Source organism: Actinoplanes regularis, assembly GCF_900188005.1.
Classification (GTDB): Bacteria; Actinomycetota; Actinomycetes; order Mycobacteriales; family Micromonosporaceae; genus Actinoplanes; species Actinoplanes regularis.
The window spans coordinates 409,774-425,219 of sequence record NZ_FZNR01000002.1 but is presented as its reverse complement, the minus strand read 5'-3'; the positions used below and the strand labels follow the sequence as shown (position 1 = coordinate 425,219).

16 protein-coding genes are annotated in these 15,446 nt (G+C 72.8%); 10 read left to right on the top strand and 6 right to left on the bottom strand.

Translation table 11 applies throughout. The features are described from left to right. Window position 1 precedes the first annotated feature (1 nt). Together CHC09_RS07045 and CHC09_RS07040 are read left to right on the top strand one after the other, a co-directional pair. Window positions 2-490, top strand: coding sequence for an NUDIX domain-containing protein (locus tag CHC09_RS07045; RefSeq protein WP_089292157.1), 489 nt, complete (start codon window positions 2-4; stop codon window positions 488-490). Next, window positions 487-918 carry an NUDIX hydrolase gene (locus tag CHC09_RS07040; RefSeq protein WP_089292156.1) on the top strand — a complete coding sequence of 144 codons (432 nt, stop codon included), beginning with the start codon at window positions 487-489 and terminating at the stop codon, window positions 916-918. Before CHC09_RS07045 ends, CHC09_RS07040 begins: the two co-directional genes overlap by 4 nt. Here the strand turns inward: CHC09_RS07040 and CHC09_RS07035 are convergent. Together CHC09_RS07035 and CHC09_RS07030 are read right to left on the bottom strand one after the other, a co-directional pair. Further along, a complete protein-coding gene (locus CHC09_RS07035) occupies window positions 896-1,420 on the bottom strand; it encodes an NUDIX domain-containing protein (protein WP_239138178.1) in 525 nt (174 codons plus the stop codon). The genes CHC09_RS07040 and CHC09_RS07035 overlap by 23 nt on opposite strands. Then, on the bottom strand, window positions 1,417-2,199 hold the full coding sequence (locus CHC09_RS07030; protein WP_089292154.1) for a hypothetical protein: 783 nt from the start codon (window positions 2,197-2,199) through the stop codon (window positions 1,417-1,419). Before CHC09_RS07030 ends, CHC09_RS07035 begins: the two co-directional genes overlap by 4 nt. 89 nt (window positions 2,200-2,288) lie before the next feature. Here CHC09_RS07030 and CHC09_RS07025 point away from each other — a divergent pair, with 89 nt between their 5' ends. Next, window positions 2,289-3,086 (top strand): DUF3097 domain-containing protein, encoded by a 798-nt coding sequence (locus CHC09_RS07025; RefSeq protein WP_089292627.1) that lies wholly within the window; start codon window positions 2,289-2,291, stop codon window positions 3,084-3,086. Window positions 3,087-3,353: 267 nt separating this feature from the next. Here the strand turns inward: CHC09_RS07025 and pdxR are convergent, their stop codons facing one another. After that, window positions 3,354-4,700, bottom strand: coding sequence for a MocR-like pyridoxine biosynthesis transcription factor PdxR (gene pdxR / locus CHC09_RS07020; protein ID WP_280523921.1), 1,347 nt, complete (start codon window positions 4,698-4,700; stop codon window positions 3,354-3,356). A gap of 162 nt (window positions 4,701-4,862) precedes the next feature. Between pdxR and CHC09_RS07015 the strand changes: the two genes are divergently transcribed. After that, window positions 4,863-5,933, top strand: coding sequence for a DMT family transporter (locus CHC09_RS07015; protein ID WP_239138180.1), 1,071 nt, complete (start codon window positions 4,863-4,865; stop codon window positions 5,931-5,933). Here CHC09_RS07015 and CHC09_RS07010 read toward each other — a convergent pair. Beyond that, a complete protein-coding gene (locus tag CHC09_RS07010) occupies window positions 5,903-7,216 on the bottom strand; it encodes a serine hydrolase domain-containing protein (RefSeq protein ID WP_089292152.1) in 1,314 nt (437 codons plus the stop codon). The two genes, CHC09_RS07015 and CHC09_RS07010, sit on opposite strands and share 31 nt — an antisense overlap. 110 nt (window positions 7,217-7,326) lie before the next feature. Between CHC09_RS07010 and CHC09_RS07005 the strand changes: the two genes are divergently transcribed. The 4 genes from CHC09_RS07005 (at window position 7,327) to CHC09_RS06990 (ending at window position 10,385) form a co-directional block, all read left to right on the top strand. Next, complete coding sequence (locus tag CHC09_RS07005; RefSeq protein WP_089292151.1) at window positions 7,327-7,776, top strand: NfeD family protein; 450 nt, start codon at window positions 7,327-7,329, stop codon at window positions 7,774-7,776. A gap of 35 nt (window positions 7,777-7,811) precedes the next feature. Continuing rightward, window positions 7,812-8,924 carry an SPFH domain-containing protein gene (locus CHC09_RS07000; protein WP_089292150.1) on the top strand — a complete coding sequence of 371 codons (1,113 nt, stop codon included), beginning with the start codon at window positions 7,812-7,814 and terminating at the stop codon, window positions 8,922-8,924. 164 nt (window positions 8,925-9,088) lie between these two features. Next, window positions 9,089-9,760 carry a hypothetical protein gene (locus CHC09_RS06995; protein ID WP_089292149.1) on the top strand — a complete coding sequence of 224 codons (672 nt, stop codon included), beginning with the start codon at window positions 9,089-9,091 and terminating at the stop codon, window positions 9,758-9,760. Window positions 9,761-9,797: 37 nt separating this feature from the next. Beyond that, window positions 9,798-10,385: a dihydrofolate reductase family protein gene (locus CHC09_RS06990; RefSeq protein ID WP_089292148.1), complete on the top strand. Its 588-nt coding sequence runs from the start codon at window positions 9,798-9,800 to the stop codon at window positions 10,383-10,385. Here CHC09_RS06990 and CHC09_RS06985 read toward each other — a convergent pair whose 3' ends face one another. Continuing rightward, window positions 10,386-11,192 carry a TrmH family RNA methyltransferase gene (locus CHC09_RS06985; protein WP_089292147.1) on the bottom strand — a complete coding sequence of 269 codons (807 nt, stop codon included), beginning with the start codon at window positions 11,190-11,192 and terminating at the stop codon, window positions 10,386-10,388. 129 nt (window positions 11,193-11,321) lie between these two features. On the opposite strand from CHC09_RS06985, the gene CHC09_RS06980 reads away from it, so the two are divergent. Continuing rightward, on the top strand, window positions 11,322-13,124 hold the full coding sequence (locus tag CHC09_RS06980; RefSeq protein ID WP_239138181.1) for an FAD-binding oxidoreductase: 1,803 nt from the start codon (window positions 11,322-11,324) through the stop codon (window positions 13,122-13,124). Window positions 13,125-13,262: 138 nt separating this feature from the next. After that, the gene (locus tag CHC09_RS06975; protein WP_089292146.1) at window positions 13,263-14,108 is read left to right on the top strand and encodes a YwqG family protein; all 846 of its coding nucleotides are present in this window, start codon (window positions 13,263-13,265) and stop codon (window positions 14,106-14,108) included. A 12-nt stretch (window positions 14,109-14,120) separates the two neighbouring features. Here CHC09_RS06975 and CHC09_RS06970 read toward each other — a convergent pair whose 3' ends face one another. Further along, on the bottom strand, window positions 14,121-15,419 hold the full coding sequence (locus CHC09_RS06970; RefSeq protein ID WP_483398205.1) for a MurL-like N-terminal domain-containing: 1,299 nt from the start codon (window positions 15,417-15,419) through the stop codon (window positions 14,121-14,123). Window positions 15,420-15,446: the final 27 nt, after the last annotated feature.

The window sequence follows — 15,446 nt, the reverse complement described above, 5'->3', positions numbered from 1 at the left end:
CGTGCCGGCGTGGGAGGAGTCCTACCTCGGTCAGTTGCGCGGCTCGGTCGGCCCCGGCCGGGTGCTGATGACCGTCGGGGCACGCGCCGTGCTGCGCGACTCCGTTGGCCGGGTGTTGCTGATCCGGCGCAGTGACAACGGCCGGTGGGCGCTGCCCGCCGGCACCATGGAGCTGCGGCAGACGCTGCGTGAGTGCGCGATCCGTGAGGTGTTTGAGGAGACCGGGCTGACCGTGCACGGGGTCACCCCGTTCGCGATCTACTCGGGGGAGCAGTTGAGTACCAGCGCGTATGGGCAGCCGTACCAGCACATCACGCTCGCCTGCCGGGCCGACTCGTGGTCCGGCGAGCTGTTACGGGAGACGGACGAGACCATCGACGCCGGGTTCTACCCGGTCGACGCGCTGCCCGAGACGACCGGGCCGAACACCCGGCGCACCCTTGAGGACCTGGCGCGCTTCGAGTCCGGCGCCCCGTTCGTGCTCGCATGACCGCCTTCAACGGCGGGACGCCGGGCGTGGTCCCGGAGGTCGTCGCCGCCGCTTGGGTGTGCGTGCGGGATCGGCGGGTGCTGGTCGTCCGCGCGCACAACTCGGACGCTTTCTACCTGCCCGGCGGCAAGCCCGAGGCCGGGGAGACGCACGCCGAGGCCGCCGCGCGGGAGTCCGAGGAGGAGGTTGGCATCGCGCTTCGGGCTTCTGACCTGCGATTATTCCGTACGATCGAAGCCCCCGCGCACAACCGCCCGCCGGGCACCCGGGTCCGCCTGGTCTGCTTCACCGGCAAGTCGGACGCCACTCCGGCCGCGGCCAACGAGATCGCCGAGCTGGCCTGGTTCACCTCCGCCGACGCCCCGCACTGCGCCCCGGCCATCCGCCTGCTCCTGGACGAACTGGTCAGTGCCGACCTGATCGACTGAGCTCGAACCAGCGGTTCGCGACCCGGGTGTGCAGGCTGAAGCCCAGCTCGACCGGCCCGTAGATCACTTCCAGCCCGAGCGCCTCGGCCGGCGGCGGCGTGGTGGGCAGTCCCGCGGCGTCGGCGAGCCGGGGCAGCAGCCCGAAGATGAGCAGGGTCCCGTCCGGGGCGCTGATCGTGTCGAAATGGCGCACCTCGGCGGCGTCGGCCTTCAGACCGGTCTCCTCGCCCAGTTCCCGCACCGCGCCGGCCTGCCACGTCTCGCCGAACTCGATGAAGCCGCCGGGCAGGGCGAGCCGGCCCTGCGCCGGCGGGATGCCACGCCGCACCACCAGCAGGCCGGAACCGATCGGCTGGATGGCCACCGCGACCGGGGTGGGATTGCGGTACATCGTCTCGCCGCAGGCGCCGCACCGGCGCGGCCACGGCTGCCCCGGGACGAACCGGGCCCCGCAGTACGTGCAGTGCGCGTGCCGGTCCTGGGCCACGGGGAACGCCGTCACGCGTGCAGCGGCGCGTTGCAGGCGGCGACCAGCGCCTGCCGGCACGCCGCGGTCAACGGGCGCAGCGCCTCGTCACGTTGCCGCGCCTCGAAGCCGTTGACGGCGCCGCCCGGCGCGTTCGACCCGGCCAGGGCGAGGACCTGGTCGAGCACGATGGCCCGGGCGAACAGCCGCCGCGACCGCGGGTCGAAACCGGGCGGCAGGGTGGCCGTGCTCTCCGGGCGGCGCAGCGCCTGCAACGCGCCGGCCAGCTCCGGCTTCCACTGTGCAACGTCCAGTTTGGTGAGCCGGGTGGTGGCCTCGGCGAGCGCCGCGGTCAGCTGCGACTCGGCCTCGGCCGCGTCGATCTGGAAGCCCGGCCGGTGCTCCGGCGCGGGCAGCGCCTGCCACACCACGGTCTCGAACTCCACCCCGGAGCCGGACGTGTGCCGGCGCACCTCCGGCACCAGACCGAACTCCGGTGTGATCACCGCCTCACCGGCCAGCAGCGCCGCGCCGGTCAGCGGGCCCGGGCCCGGCAGGCCGCGGGGGTCGCCGGGGACCGGCAGCACGAGGTGGATGTCGTCCGGGCGCAGCTTCGCGAAGATCGGCAGGCCCTGCCCGAGCGGCACGTCGGTCCAGGTGCCCGGGGCGTCGGCGACGAGGTGCTCCTCGTCCTCGGCGATCTCGTCGGCCAGGTCGTCGAACGGGACCAGCCCGGCGCGCCAGGCCCGCACCCAGGCCACGAATCGGGTGGACCGGTATGCGGTGCGGGTGGCCGCATCTGCTGCGGGTGACATGCGAGCAAGGGTACGTGCCGTTGCGGAACCTTGTCTCGACTCGGAGCGTCACCCCGGCGTGTCCGAAAGGACGGACTACCGTGCGGGTCATGTATGGGGAGGACGTGCTTTCCGGCAACTGGCGCCGGCGAAAAGTGACTCCGGAGGTGGACGCCGAGCCGGGCCTGGTCGTCGAGGACGCCGACTCCGGTTTCTGCGGCTCGGTGACCGGTTTCGAGCTCGGCGCGGTGGTGCTGGAGGACCGGCACGGCAAACGCCGCAACTTCCCGCTCGCGCCGGCCGCGTTCCTGCTCGACGGGCGGCCGGTCACACTGCGGCGACCGGCTCCGGTGGCGGCGCCGGCGCAGCGGAAGATCACCGCCTCCGGGTCGATCGCGGTCGACGGGGTGACCGCGCGGGTGGCCCGGGCCGGGCGGATCTGGGTGGAGGGCATCCACGACGCCGCCCTGGTCGAGCGGATCTGGGGCGACGACCTGCGGATCGAGGGCGTGGTGGTGGAGCCCCTCGACGGCATCGACGACCTCGCGGCCACGGTCCGGGACTTCCGGCCGGGCCCGCGGCGCCGCCTCGGCGTGCTCGTCGACCACCTGGTGCCGGGCTCCAAGGAGAGCCGGATCGTGGCGTCGGTCGACCACCCGGACGTGCTGATCACCGGGCATCCGTACGTCGACATCTGGCAGGCGGTCCGGCCGGAGCGGGTGGGCCTGCGGAAGTGGCCGGTCATTCCGCCGGGACGCCCCTGGAAGGAGGGGGTGTGCGCGGCCGTCGGCGTCCGCGACACCGCGGACATGTGGCGCCGCGTCCTCGCCTCCGTCAACTCCTACAAAGACGTCGAAACCCCACTCATCAATTCCGTGGAGCGCCTCATCGACCACGTAACTGTTTAGTTTGGCTCGCCTTCGGCTCGCGGGCATTGCGCCCTTGGCGGCCGATGTCGAGGGGGCCGAAAACGACCACGCTTCGCTAGCCGTTTTCGGCCCCCTCGACATCGGCGGGCGCAATGCGTGGTGGCAGGGGTTCGAGCAATGCGTGGCGTGGGTTAGAGCAATGCGTGGCGGGGGTTCGAGCGATGCGTGGCGTGGGTTAGAGCAATGCGTGGCAGGGGTTCGAGCGATGCGTGGTGGTGGGTTAGAGCGATGCGTGGTGGTGGGGGTTCAGGTTTGTAGGGCGCGACCGATGCGGTGGGCGGCTTCGGTCAGGCGGTCCGGGGAGTGGGCGGCGTAGCCCAGGATCAGGCCGGGAGGGCCGGGGAGCAGGCGGTGCCAGCTGAGCGGATGGGCCAGTACGCCGGTCTCGCGGACCCGGTCCGCGAACGCCACGTCGTCGGTGCCGGCCGGCAGCTCGACCAGCAGGTGCAGGCCGGCCGCCACGCCGCGGACGCGGGCCTGCGGCAGGTGGGCCCGCAACCCCGCGAGCAGCGCGTCCCGTCGCGCCCGCTGCCGGGTGCGTACCGTCCGCAGGTGCCGCTCGTAGTCGCCGCTCGCCAGCAACTCCGCCAGCACCAGCTGGGGCAGCGCGGAGCTGCCCAGGTCGCTGGCGTGCTTGGCGGCCAGCAGCTCGGCCTGCATCCCGCGGGGCGCGATCAGCCAGCCCAGCCGCATCCCGGGCGCCAGTGACTTGGAGACACTGCCCAGGTAGGCGACCCGTTCCGGCGCGGAGCCCTGCATCGCGGCCACCGGCGCCCGGTCGTAGCGGTGCTCGGCGTCGTAGTCGTCCTCGAGCACCAGCCGGTGCTCGCCCGCCGCCCAGGCCAGCAGGTCACGGCGACGATCCGGGGCCAGCACCACCCCGGTCGGGAACTGGTGCGCGGGGGTGAGCAGCACGGTGTTCAGCCCCGTCGCGTGCAGCGGGCCGACCAGCAGGCCGCTCTCGTCGACCGGGACCGGCTCGGTGCGTACGCCCCAATGGGCCAGCTGGTCGCGGGTGCCGCGCGAACCTGGATCCTCGACCGCCACCGCGGCTTCGCCGCGGGCCCGGAGAACCTGCGCGAGCAGCGTCTGACCTTGCGCGACGCCGCCGCAGACCAGGACGTCGTCCGCGTCGGCCCGGACCCCGCGGGTACGGGCGAGCCAGGCGACCAGCCCGGCGCGAAGTCGCGGGGCGCCGCCCGGGTCGCCGTACCCGAGGTCGGCCGAGGTCACCCGGTCCAGCACCGCGCGTTCCGCCCGCAGCCAGGCGGCCCGGGGGAACGCGGCGAGGTCCGGCACGCCGGGGGAGAGGTTCAGGTCGATGCCGTCCGGGGTGGAGAGGGGTAGCCGCAGCTCGTGCAGTGTCCGTCGCCGGTCGGCGGCCGGTCTCGGCGGGACCGCCGCGTCCTGGACCACGACCGTTCCGGAGCCGGTCCGGGCATCCGCCAGCCCCTCGTCGGTAAGCCGCTGATAGGCCTGGACCACGACGCCCCGGGAGACGCCCAGCTCGGCGGCGAGCAGCCGGGTCGCCGGCAGCCGCGCACCCGGCGCGAGCCGTCCCGCCATGATCGCGCTCCGCAAGCCGTCGGTCAGCCAGCCGGTCAGCCCCTTGGCCGGCGCCTCCGCCGCCCGCAGCTGCAGGAAGTCCGACCCACCCGCCGGTGGCCGGGAGGGTTCGGTGCCGGGAATTGGTTCACCTCATCACGCCGGGATTGGTCCTCGAACCGGACCATACCCGCTACGAGCATGGGACGCATGAAGGCGTTTCCGATCCTCGCCGGCGGGACCGGCATGGTCCTGGTCGGCGGCAGCGTCGCCGTCTCCGGCCACCTCGCCGACGCGCCCGACCTCACCGTCCAGGCCCTCCGGTACGGGGTCGCCTGCCTGCTCCTGCTCGCCTGGGCGCGCCGGACCCGGACCGCGTTGCACCGCCCGCGCGGCCGGGAGTGGCTCTGGCTGCTCGGCGTCACCGGAGCCGGCCTGCTGGTCTTCAACATCGCCCTGGTCCACGGCGCCCGGCATGCCGAACCGGCCGTCCTCGGCGTCGCCGTGGCCTGCGTCCCGATCCTGCTCGCGGTCGGCGGCCCGTGGCTCACCGGCCACGCCCCGGCCGCCCGGGTCCTGTTCGCGGCGGGCGTGGTCACCCTCGGTGCGATCCTCGTCGAGGGCCTCGGCCGGGCCGACGGCGCCGGCGTGCTCTGGGCCGTGGTCACCTTCGCCTGCGAGGCCCTGTTCACGCTGCTGGCGATCCCGGTGCTGGGCCGGCACGGTCCGCTCGGGGTCTCCGTGCACGCGACGTGGCTGGCCACCGTCCTCTTCGGGGTGTTCGGCGTGCTCATCGAGGGTCCGGCCGCGGTCCTGCGGCTGCACCTCGACGACGTGCTGGCCGGGGCCTACCTCGCGGTGGCGGTCACGGCGGTCGCCTTCCTGCTCTGGTACACCTGCGTCGCCCGGCTGGGGCCCGGCCGCGCGGGCCTGCTGACCGGTGTCGCCCCGGTCTCGGCGGCCCTCACCGGGATGGCTCTCGGAGGTCCCGCCCCGCGCCCGCTGGTCTGGCTCGGCATCGCCACGGTCGCCGCCGGCCTCGCCCTCGGCCTGACCACACACCGCCGAACCCCGCCCGGCCCCGACCGCGCCGCCCGATCCGAGCAGGACCTCACGGTGGAGTCCGAGTCGGAGCCCGGAGCGGGGGCGGGTGGTGGGGCGGGCGGGGTGGCGCGATCGGGCCGGGGCTCGGCCGAGAGGCCTGGGTGCGGGAGGCGTAGGTCGTACCGGCGAGGGAATTTGATTCTGGGTCAAGCGAGGTCGGCCGGGTCCCGGCTGTAGACGAACGTCGCGATGTCGATTTTGGAGATCTCGCCGTCGGCGGATCGCAGGATCGTCAGGAACTCGCCCTCGTCGGTGCCGGCGGTGCCGCGCCAGCGGCCCGGGGTCTCCTGACGGAAGACCGTGCGGCGGCGGTGCGGGCCGGTCATCAGCAGGGTGTCGCCGTCCGGGGCGAGGTGGTACTCGCGGCCCATCCACCACCAGCGGCCGCAGAGCTCGGCGGCCTCGCCTAGCGGCGGCGCGGGCGGCTGCCAGGCCGGCGGCGGGGTGGACGGCTCGCTGTCCAGGACCGTGGTCAGGGTCCGCAGGCTGATATCCGTGATGGTGTCGTCGCCGGCCAGGCCGTAGGCGTTGGCGAAGACGACGACACCGATCCGGCTGCGGCGGTGCACCGCGAGGTGGGCGACGTAGCCCGGCATCGATCCGCCGTGGCCGACGTAGACGCGTTCGCCGACGCGGAACAGCTGCGGGCCGAGGCCCTGGGCGGCGGTCCAGGACTCGAGGTCGCTGATCGTCACCGGGCTGCACATCTCGTCGACCGTGTCCCGGGCGACGACGGCCGGCGCCGGATCGGCCAGGAAGCCGGCCCACTTGGCCATGTCGGTGACCGTGGACCAGAGCTGGCCGGCGGGCGCCATCGCGCCGGTGTCCGGGCGGGGCTCCTCGTGCAGGGCGCCGCCGAGCTGGTGCACGACGTAACCGCGGGCGTACGGCTCGAGCGGGAGGTAGCTGGTCCGCTTCATGCCCAGCGGGTCCAGGATCCGCTTGGTCACCAGCTCCGCCCAGCTCTGCCCGGTGACCCGGCCGGCAACGGCGCCGAGCAGGCCGTAGGCGAGGTTCGAGTAACGGTAGCGGCGGAACGGGGCGCCGGTCAGCTTCTCGTACGTCAGCCCGGCCAGCAGCTGCTCCACGTCGCCGCCGGGATTGCGCTCCCACCACGGGCCGTCCGGCTCGCGCTGCAGGCCGGAGACGTGCCCGAGCAGCTGGCGCAGCGTCACCCCGCCGATCGGGGTGCCCGGCAGGTGCCGGTACAGCAGGTCGTCGAGGGCGAAGAAGCCCTCGTCGCGCAGCTGCATCAGGAGCGTCGCGGTGATCGTCTTGGTGATCGAGCCGATCCGGTACTGGGTCTTCGGGTCCGGTCTCGGGGTCTCCCCGGCACCGGCGAGGTGCAGCACCGCCCGGTCGCGCACCACGGCCAGGGCGAGCGACGGCACCCGGCCGAGGGCCTGTGCCCGGGCGGCGATCTCGTCGACCCTTCGGGTGGTCTCCGGAAGCAGTGTCACGGTGGCATTCCTCCTGCGGTGCGACTGATGGGGTCAACTGTCCGAGCAGCATTCGGGTACGCCGGACCTGGGGATCGCCGGGGGTGCGTGGACGTGACACGATCGTTGATGTGGAAGCCGTACTCTGGATCGTCCTCGCTGTCGCACTGGCGATCGGCGAGGCCTTCACCGCGACCATTCTGATCATCTTCTTCGCGGCCGGCGCGGCGGCGGCGGCGCTGGCCGCTGCCCTCGGCGCACCGCTGCTTCTGCAGGTGATCGTGTTCGCCCTGGTCTCCGGGCTTTCGGTGACCGCCGTCCGGCCGGTGATCATGCGGCACGCCCGGCCCGCGCTGGAGACCGGAGACACCCCCTTCGGTATCGAGGCGATGGAGGGTCAGCACGGCACCGTGCTGGAGGACGTGAACGCCGACCACGGCCAGATCCGGATCGAGGGCGAGATCTGGCAGGCCCGGTCGTTCGACGGCCGGGAGACCTTCACGGTCGGCCAGCGGGTCCGGGTCGTCAAGGTTCGCGGCGCTACCGCTCTGGTCTGGCACGACGATCTGCCCGACGTCTGAGAATCATCACCATCACGTACATATAGAGAGGCGCCATGGGAGCAGTCATCGCTGTCCTGGTCATAGTCATCGCGCTCTTCGCGGTGATCACCATCACCCGGTCCATCCGGATCGTCCCGCAGCAGCGCATGGACGTCGTCGAGCGGCTGGGCAAGTTCAAGCGGACCCTCAGCCCCGGGTTGAACATCCTGGTCCCGTTCGTCGACGCGGTACGCAGCAAGGTGGACATGCGGGAGCAGGTGGTCTCGTTCCCGCCGCAGCCGGTGATCACCTCGGACAACCTGGTCGTCTCGATCGACACGGTGCTCTACTTCAAGGCGGTCGACCCGGTTCGCGCCACCTACGAGATCGCCAACTTCCTCCAGGCGATCGAGCAGCTCACGGTCACCACGCTGCGTAACGTCATCGGTTCGCTCGACCTGGAGCGGGCGCTGACCAGCCGCGAGGAGATCAACCGGCACCTCTCCACGGTGCTGGACGAGACCACCGGCCGCTGGGGCATCAAGGTCACCCGGGTGGAGATCAAGGCGATCGAGCCGCCGCCCAGCATCCGCGACTCGATGGAGAAGCAGATGCGCGCCGAGCGGGAACGCCGCGCCACCATCCTCAACGCCGAGGGTCACAAGCAGGCCCAGATCCTCACCGCCGAGGGTGAGAAGCAGGCCGCGGTGCTGCGCGCCGACGGTGACCGGCAGTCCCGGATCCTGCAGGCCGAGGGTCAGGCCAAGGCCATCCGCACGGTGTTCGACGCGATCCACCAGGCGAACCCGTCGCAGAAGGTGCTGGCCTACCAGTACCTGCAGTCGCTGCCGCAGATCGCGAACGGCTCGGCCAACAAGGTCTGGATCGTGCCGACCGAGCTGACCAAGGCCCTGGAGGGCCTGGGCGGCGCGCTCGGCGGCCTGGCGAACATGGTCGGCGACACCCCGTCGCCGCGGGTCGACTCGGGCGAGGTCGAGCGCGAGGCGGCGGAGGCGGCCGCGGCCGCGGCCGCCGAGGCGCAGCGGGTGGACGCCGAGGTGCGTGCGGCCGAGGCACAGGTCTCCGGCGACCCGGACACCACCGCCGCGCTGACGGCCGGGCAGCCGGTGCCGCCGTCCGCGGCGATCGGTGAGACCGACGCCGACAGCCTGCCGGACAAGGTCTGACCTTTTTGGGACGGCTCGTCGCTCCGGCGACGAGCCGTCTGCGTTTTCCGAATATTTTGTGAGATAAGGCTCACGGCTTCCTGCAAGTTTGGCATGCTTCGACTCGGATTCCGACGGTCGCCCCCGCCGCTGGAGCGTGTTGCCCCTGCGAGCGAGGCGGAGCCATGAGCATCAGCCAGCGTCAAACCGCGAGCGGGCGGCCCCTGCGGGTCGCCCCGGCCTGGGTCGGCGCCGCCCCAGCCGGCTCGTCCGCGGACCACTACCTGCTTCCGGTACGGGATGCCGTCTGGATCTGGTCGGTGCGGAGATTCGCCCGGCTGGCCCTCTGGGCCCTGCCCGCGGCCGCGGTTCTCTACGGCTGGCTCACCCTGGGCGTGAACATCCCGCCCGGGCCGCTCCCGGTCGGGCTGCTCGCCGGCTGGCTGGCCGCCATCGCCCTGATCGCCCTGGCCGGGCTGCTCGCCGGGTCACCGACCCGGCGGGTCGCGATGTCCGGCCTGCTGGTCACCCTGGCCGGCGCCACCCTGCTGCTGCCGCTGGCCGCACTGCCCGAGGAGACCGCCGTCGACGCGGTCCCGATCGCGCCCGGGCAGGTGCCGATTCTGGTCGAAGTGGCCTGCGCGATCTGCGGGGCCGGGATGCTGCTGCTCGGCTGGGCGGTGTTCCGCTCGAAGCTGGTCAACCCCGCCGACGGGGTGCTGCTGATGCTCGCCTCGGTGGCGCTGGGTGCGGGATCGTACGCGGTCAAGCCGTTGCCGACGGTCGGAGCGTTGCTGCTGCTCGCGGCGGGGATGGGGCTGGCCTGGACGGGTGGCAGGTTGGTGCCGCGCGCCTAAGACTTGTCCCGACGGATTCTTTTCCAAGGGGGCAGCCATGGCACGCGTGATCGCCGACATCTCGATCTCCTTGGACGGGTTCGTGACCGGTCCGAACCCGGGGCTGGAGAACGGCCTCGGTGACGGCGGGGAGGCGCTGCACACCTGGGCCCTGCACCCCGACCCGGTCGACCACGACGTGCTGGACAGCACGGTCGCCGCCACCGGGGCGGTGATCATGGGCCGGCGGCTGTTCGACATCGTCGACGGCCCGCACGGCTGGACCGACGAGATGGGGTACGGGGCGGACCGCGCCGCCGAGCCACCGGTGCTCGTCGTGACCCGCCAGCCGCCGGCGCGGGTGCGTCTCGCCGACCGGATGACGTTCGTCGTCGACGGGGTCGCCGGCGCCGTCTCGAAGGGCCTGGCGATCGCCGGCGACCGGGACGTGGTGATCATGGGCGGCGCGGCGGTCATCCGTGGCGCGCTCGACGCCGGCCTCGTCGACGAGTTGCGGCTGCACCTGGCGCCGGTGCTGCTCGGCGCCGGCACCCCGCTCTTCGGGGACGGCCGGCTCCGGCGACTGCGGCAGGTGCACGTGCGGCCGTCCGGCAACGCCACCCACCTGACCTACCTCGTGCACTGATCAGGAGGCCGGATCCCGGGTCAGCTCGTAGAAGGTGATGGCGGCGGCGGTGGCGACGTTCAGGGAGTCGACGTTGTTGTGCATCGGGATCGCGACCCGCACGTCGCTGGCCTTCAACGCCTCCGGGGTCAGCCCGGGCCCCTCCGCGCCGAGCAGCAGCGCGGGACGCCGCCGCTGCTCCGGGGTGAGTCGGTGCAGTGCGACAGAGTCCGGGGCGGGAGTCATCGCCAGGAGGGTGAAACCGGCGTCGCGGATGGCGTCGAGCGGCTCCGGCCACGTGTCGGTCTTGGTGTAGGGGATGGCGAAGACCTCGCCCATGCTGACCCGCACGGCACGCCGGTAGAGCGGGTCCGCGCAGTTGGGGGAGAGCACGATGGCGTCGATGCCGAGCGCGGCGGCGCTCCGGAACAGCGCGCCGAGATTCGTGTGCGTGTTCAGGCCCTCGAGAACGGCGAGATTCCGGGCGCCGGCCAGCAGCCGATCCAGGGTCGGCAGCGGGCGGCGGTGGAAGGAGGCGAGGATCCCGCGGTGGACGTGGAAGCCGGTGATCGACTCCAGCACCGGCGGGGCGGCCGTGTAGAGGGGAACGCTCTCGGGCAGCCCGGTGAGCTGGCCGGCGCGCTTCTCGTCGACGAGTGCGGAGCGCATCTGATAGCCGGCGCGCAGGGCGCGGTGGATGACGAGCTCCCCCTCGGCGATGAACAGGCCGTTGGGCGGCTCCCAGCGGGTACGCAGTTCGAGGTCGGTCAGCGCGCGGAAGTCGCCGATGCGGGGGTCGTCGGGGCTGGTGATGGCGATGGCTGGCACACCAGCATTGTGCCGACCGGACCGGGTGACCGGTGCGGGCCGGTCCCGGCAGCGGCTTGACCGAGTGCCGTTCCATCTGCGGAAGTACGGTTGTACTGTCCTTGCGTTCCGCTACTCGGGGGGTGTCAGTTGACGTCTGGTCAGGGATCAGACCCACACCTGCTCGCCCTGTTGCGGGCCATCCGGCTTCGCCAGAGCGCGCCCGACGCGGCGGCCGCCGGCGTCGCTGACACCGCTGCCGCGCTGACCGACATGTCCACCGAGAGGGTCGAGCCCGAGCCGGACCCGGCGGAGTCCGCGACCGGATATCCGGTCACCACTCCCTCGGCGCGAGGCGCCGCTGCCGGCCAGGAGTCCGCGGTCGGCGACGAGGGCCGGCGCGGGGCGGGCGCCGGAGGGATCGGACGGGCCGCCCAGCGCGGCGGGACCGGTCCGGCCGGCGAGACGGCCGGACAGCCCGGGAGCGCGGCGACCGGCGCTGGGGCGGGCGGTGGTCCGCGTCCCGGCTCGGAGCTGCTCTGGCGGGGCGGCCAGGGCGCCGTTCTGGGCCGTTCCGGGCTCGGGGGACGGGCGCCGGACTGGGCCGGAGCGAGCGCCGCCTACGGCGTACCGGTCAATCGGGTCAATCCCATCGGCGGGATCAACCCCGCCGGTCCGACGCCCCCGGTGCCCAACGTCCCGGGCGTGCCGAAGGTACGCCCGATCGGCGCGCCCGGAACCGAGTTCCCCTCGGCGAACACCGATCAGGCCGGTACGCCCCTCGCGTACCGAACCGCCCGGCAGAACGTGTCCGCCGACGGCATGGAGCCGGGCGACACCACGGCGCTGCTCGACACCCAGCGGCTGCTCAGCACCAGCCTGGCGCTCGCCGGCGGCAGCGACGAGGTGGCCGGGCGGCTCTGGTACGCGCTGCTCCAGGCCCAGCCGGACCTGCTCGCCGGCCTGCCCGGCGCCACGGATTCCCAGCGCGAACAGCTCGGCCGGGCGCTCACCTGGCTGGTCCAGCGGATCGACGACCCGCCGGCCGTGGTGGCCGGCTGCGCGCGGCTGGGCGCCGCCCTCGCCGAGTGTGGCGTGCAGTGGACCCAGCTGCGGCTGGTCGGCGCGGCGCTCGCCGAAGCGCTGCGGGCCGGGATGGAACCGGGCGAGTGGCGGCAGGAGTTCGACCAGACGTGGCGCTGGGCCTGGCAGCACATCTACAAGTGGCTGGTGCACGGCGGGACGCTGGTCGCCTACCAGCCGACCGTCTGGGACACCGAGGTGATCAGCCACGAGCTGCGCCGGCCCGACCTGGCCGTGGTCCGGCTGCGGCCGTTCCTGCCGCTGCCCTACCGGCCCGGGCAGTACGTCCGGGTCGAGGTCGACGGCGTACCGGGGGCCCAGCGGCCGTACTCGGTGGCCGGCAGCCCGCTCCTGAACGACGAGATCGAACTGCACGTCCGCGCCAAGACGGAGAACGGGGTCAGCGGAACCCTGGTGTACGAGACCCGGGTCGGTGACCGGATCCGGGTCGGTCGCGCCGAGGGCGACATGGGCCTGCCCGCCGAACCGCGCCGGGGCATCCTGATGATCGCCGGGGACACCGGGGTCGCGCCGATGAAGGCGATGCTCGCCCACCTGGCCGCGAGCCAGGACCCACGGCAGGCGGTGCTGTTCTGGGGCGTGCGCAACCTCGGCGAGCTTTACGATATCGACGAGCTGATGGAGCTCTCCCGCCAGGCGCCACGGATCACGATCGTCCCGGTTGTCGCCGAGGGCGATCCGGGACCGTACCCGTTCGGGCTGGTCACCGACGCGGTGGCGGCCTACGGCGAGTGGTCGCGGTACGAGGTGTACCTGGCCGGGCCGCCGCTCATGCTGGCCGCGACCGGTGTCGCGTTGCGGGAACTGGGTGTGGACCCGGGGCGCATCCACCACGACGCACCGGAGTGATCACCGCCCAGCACACGGTGACCGCCGGCGCTACCCGCCTCCGGTAGGGATTCGTCCTGCTCAAGGCGCCTTGTCAGGGCAGACTCGGGTCTCGGGCCGTGCTGCTCACCGCGGCGGGCGGGAGAGGGGGATCCGGGCGTGGAGATCGACGATCACCTGCTGGGAGCGGCCCTTCCCAAGTTGCGGGCGGTGCTGGCGGAGACGGCCCTTCCCTCGCTGCGGCTGACCGTCGCCGCCGAGTGCGCCCCGGACACGACGGGGACCCGCCTCGGTGGGCTGCCGCTGCTGGCGCCGGGTGTCGCCTGGCCGTACTCGCCCTCCGGGAACGCGCAGTACTTCCTCGGCCAGTTGAACAGCGACGACGTCAATGCGGGGCTCGGGGCCGCGTACCTGCCGCCGGAGACGGTGCTGGGGTTCTTCTACGACTGGGCGGAGCAGCGGTGGGGCTTCGATCCCGCGGACGCCGGGCACTGGCGGGTGGTGGTGACGCCGCTGGACTCGGCGGTCGGGTCCGCTTCCAGCCCCGTCTCCGGCCCCTCGGAGTCGTTCACCGGGCACGCCGTCGATGTCGCCGTGGTGCGGACGGTGCCGGGGATCGAGGAGCCGGAGGTCGAAGCCGGGCGGGGGAAGCACTGGTGGCAGCGCCGCGACCCGGTCGAGGACTTCTACCGGGCGTTCGAGCACGACGACGTCCCGCTGCATCGCGTCTTCGGCTGGCCCGACCTGCTGCAGGGCCCGATGCGGCTGGAATGCCAGCTCGCCGCGAACGGCGTGCACCACGGCAACCCGGCCGGCCTCGAAGGCGCCCGGGTCGAGCAGCTCAGGCCGGGTGCCGAGGACTGGCTGCTGCTGTGGCAGGTCGACACGGACGACACCATGGACTGGGTCTGGGCGGACTCCGGTCGGCTCTACTACTGGATCCGGCGCCAGGACCTGGCCGTCGGTGACTTCGACCGGTCCTGGCTCGTGCTCCAGTGCTCGTGACCGCCCCGGCCGTCAGAGGGCGTCGTCGAGGATCTTCAGGTACGCCGGCGGGATGTGGTGCTGCCCGCCCGGCGTGAACACGTTGCTGTGTGACGCGTCCGCCCAGGCCGACGCCGGGACCGCCGCACGCAGTGCGACCAGCACCGGCGCGTCGTCGGTCAGCATCGAGAGCGCCACCAGGCACTCCTCGGCCTCCCCGACGCACTCGAACGGCTTGTGCGCGTCGACCCCGAGCAGCTCCAGGAAGCCCGGCACCTGGGCCGGGTCCGCGAACAGGTCGTGCCCGAAGATGTGCGCGAGCCGCTCCCGGGGCATGTGCGGTGCCATCGCCAGGAAGACGAAGCGGCACTTCGGGCAGTCACCGCACCAGCGCGCCGTCGGGTCGTGCAGCTTGAAAGCCTTGTTACAGCTTGTAACAACATCATCGTACGCTGTGTGATCGGCGAACAGCTGCGCGATGTGCAGCTCGGAGAGCGTCCGCAGCAGCGAGAAGTACGGGTCGACCAGCCCGGTGTGCGCCGCCACCGCGTCCCGCAGCAGCCCCTCCGCGAGCACCCCCTTGGACCACTGGTGGTTCACCTCGTGCCCGTTCCAGATCAGGTTCGGGTCGGAGGCCGAGCGCTCGTTCGACATCACCACCGGACCCAGACCGTGCCAGACCGCGGTGGCGATCGCGATCAGCGAGTTGATCGCGGTGACCGGGATGTGCCCGTTCAGCGCGCCGGCCTTGTTCAGCTCGAACAGGCGCGGGTCGAGGCGGCGGCGGGCGGCCAGCGCGGACAGGCCGGAAGCGGCGTTCACGTTCTCGATCACCGGGTTCGGGTTCACCGAGAACGGCACCGGGCCGAGCCCGGCCGCGCGTAGCAGCTCCAGCGTGACGATCGAGTCCTTGCCGCCGCCGACCGCGGAGAGCGGCGCCCCGGTGACCTCGGCCGGGGTCGCGGCGGGCAGCACGCCCGGGGTCTCCACGGTCAGCTCCAGGACGTGCGGGAGCTGGTTGCGGTACGCGTACTCCGCCAGCCCGTCCGTGTAGACGCGGGTGAACCAGGCGGCCACCTCGGCCGCGACCGGCCGCGGCGCGAGCACCCGGCGCGGGGCGCCGACCTTGTAGTAGCTCACGCCGGCGACCACGTGCAGCAGCTCCAGCACCCGGTGGAGCGTCTCGGGGTGCTGTGGCGTGGCCGGCACCGGGAGCGTGATCGTCTCGGTGAACTCGAGCGGTTCCGGGCCGTCGAGAAGGTAGTCGAACGTGGCGACCCCCGTCGTCGGGTCGAACGCGTACGAGGGGAAGCGCATGACGTCGAACTGCACCCGGGAACTCCTGTCTGACGGCCGACG

Bases quoted from the DNA above. Each gene is read 5' to 3' on its own strand.
- CHC09_RS07015 (WP_239138180.1), top strand. From the start codon at position 4,863: ATGAAGGCGTTTCCGATCCTCGCCGGCGGGACCGGCATGGTCCTGGTC.
- CHC09_RS07025 (WP_089292627.1), top strand. From the start codon at position 2,289: ATGTATGGGGAGGACGTGCTTTCCGGCAACTGGCGCCGGCGAAAAGTG.
- CHC09_RS07030 (WP_089292154.1), bottom strand. From the start codon at position 2,199: ATGTCACCCGCAGCAGATGCGGCCACCCGCACCGCATACCGGTCCACC.
- CHC09_RS07000 (WP_089292150.1), top strand. From the start codon at position 7,812: ATGGGAGCAGTCATCGCTGTCCTGGTCATAGTCATCGCGCTCTTCGCG.
- CHC09_RS07040 (WP_089292156.1), top strand. From the start codon at position 487: ATGACCGCCTTCAACGGCGGGACGCCGGGCGTGGTCCCGGAGGTCGTC.
- CHC09_RS06990 (WP_089292148.1), top strand. From the start codon at position 9,798: ATGGCACGCGTGATCGCCGACATCTCGATCTCCTTGGACGGGTTCGTG.
- CHC09_RS06995 (WP_089292149.1), top strand. From the start codon at position 9,089: ATGAGCATCAGCCAGCGTCAAACCGCGAGCGGGCGGCCCCTGCGGGTC.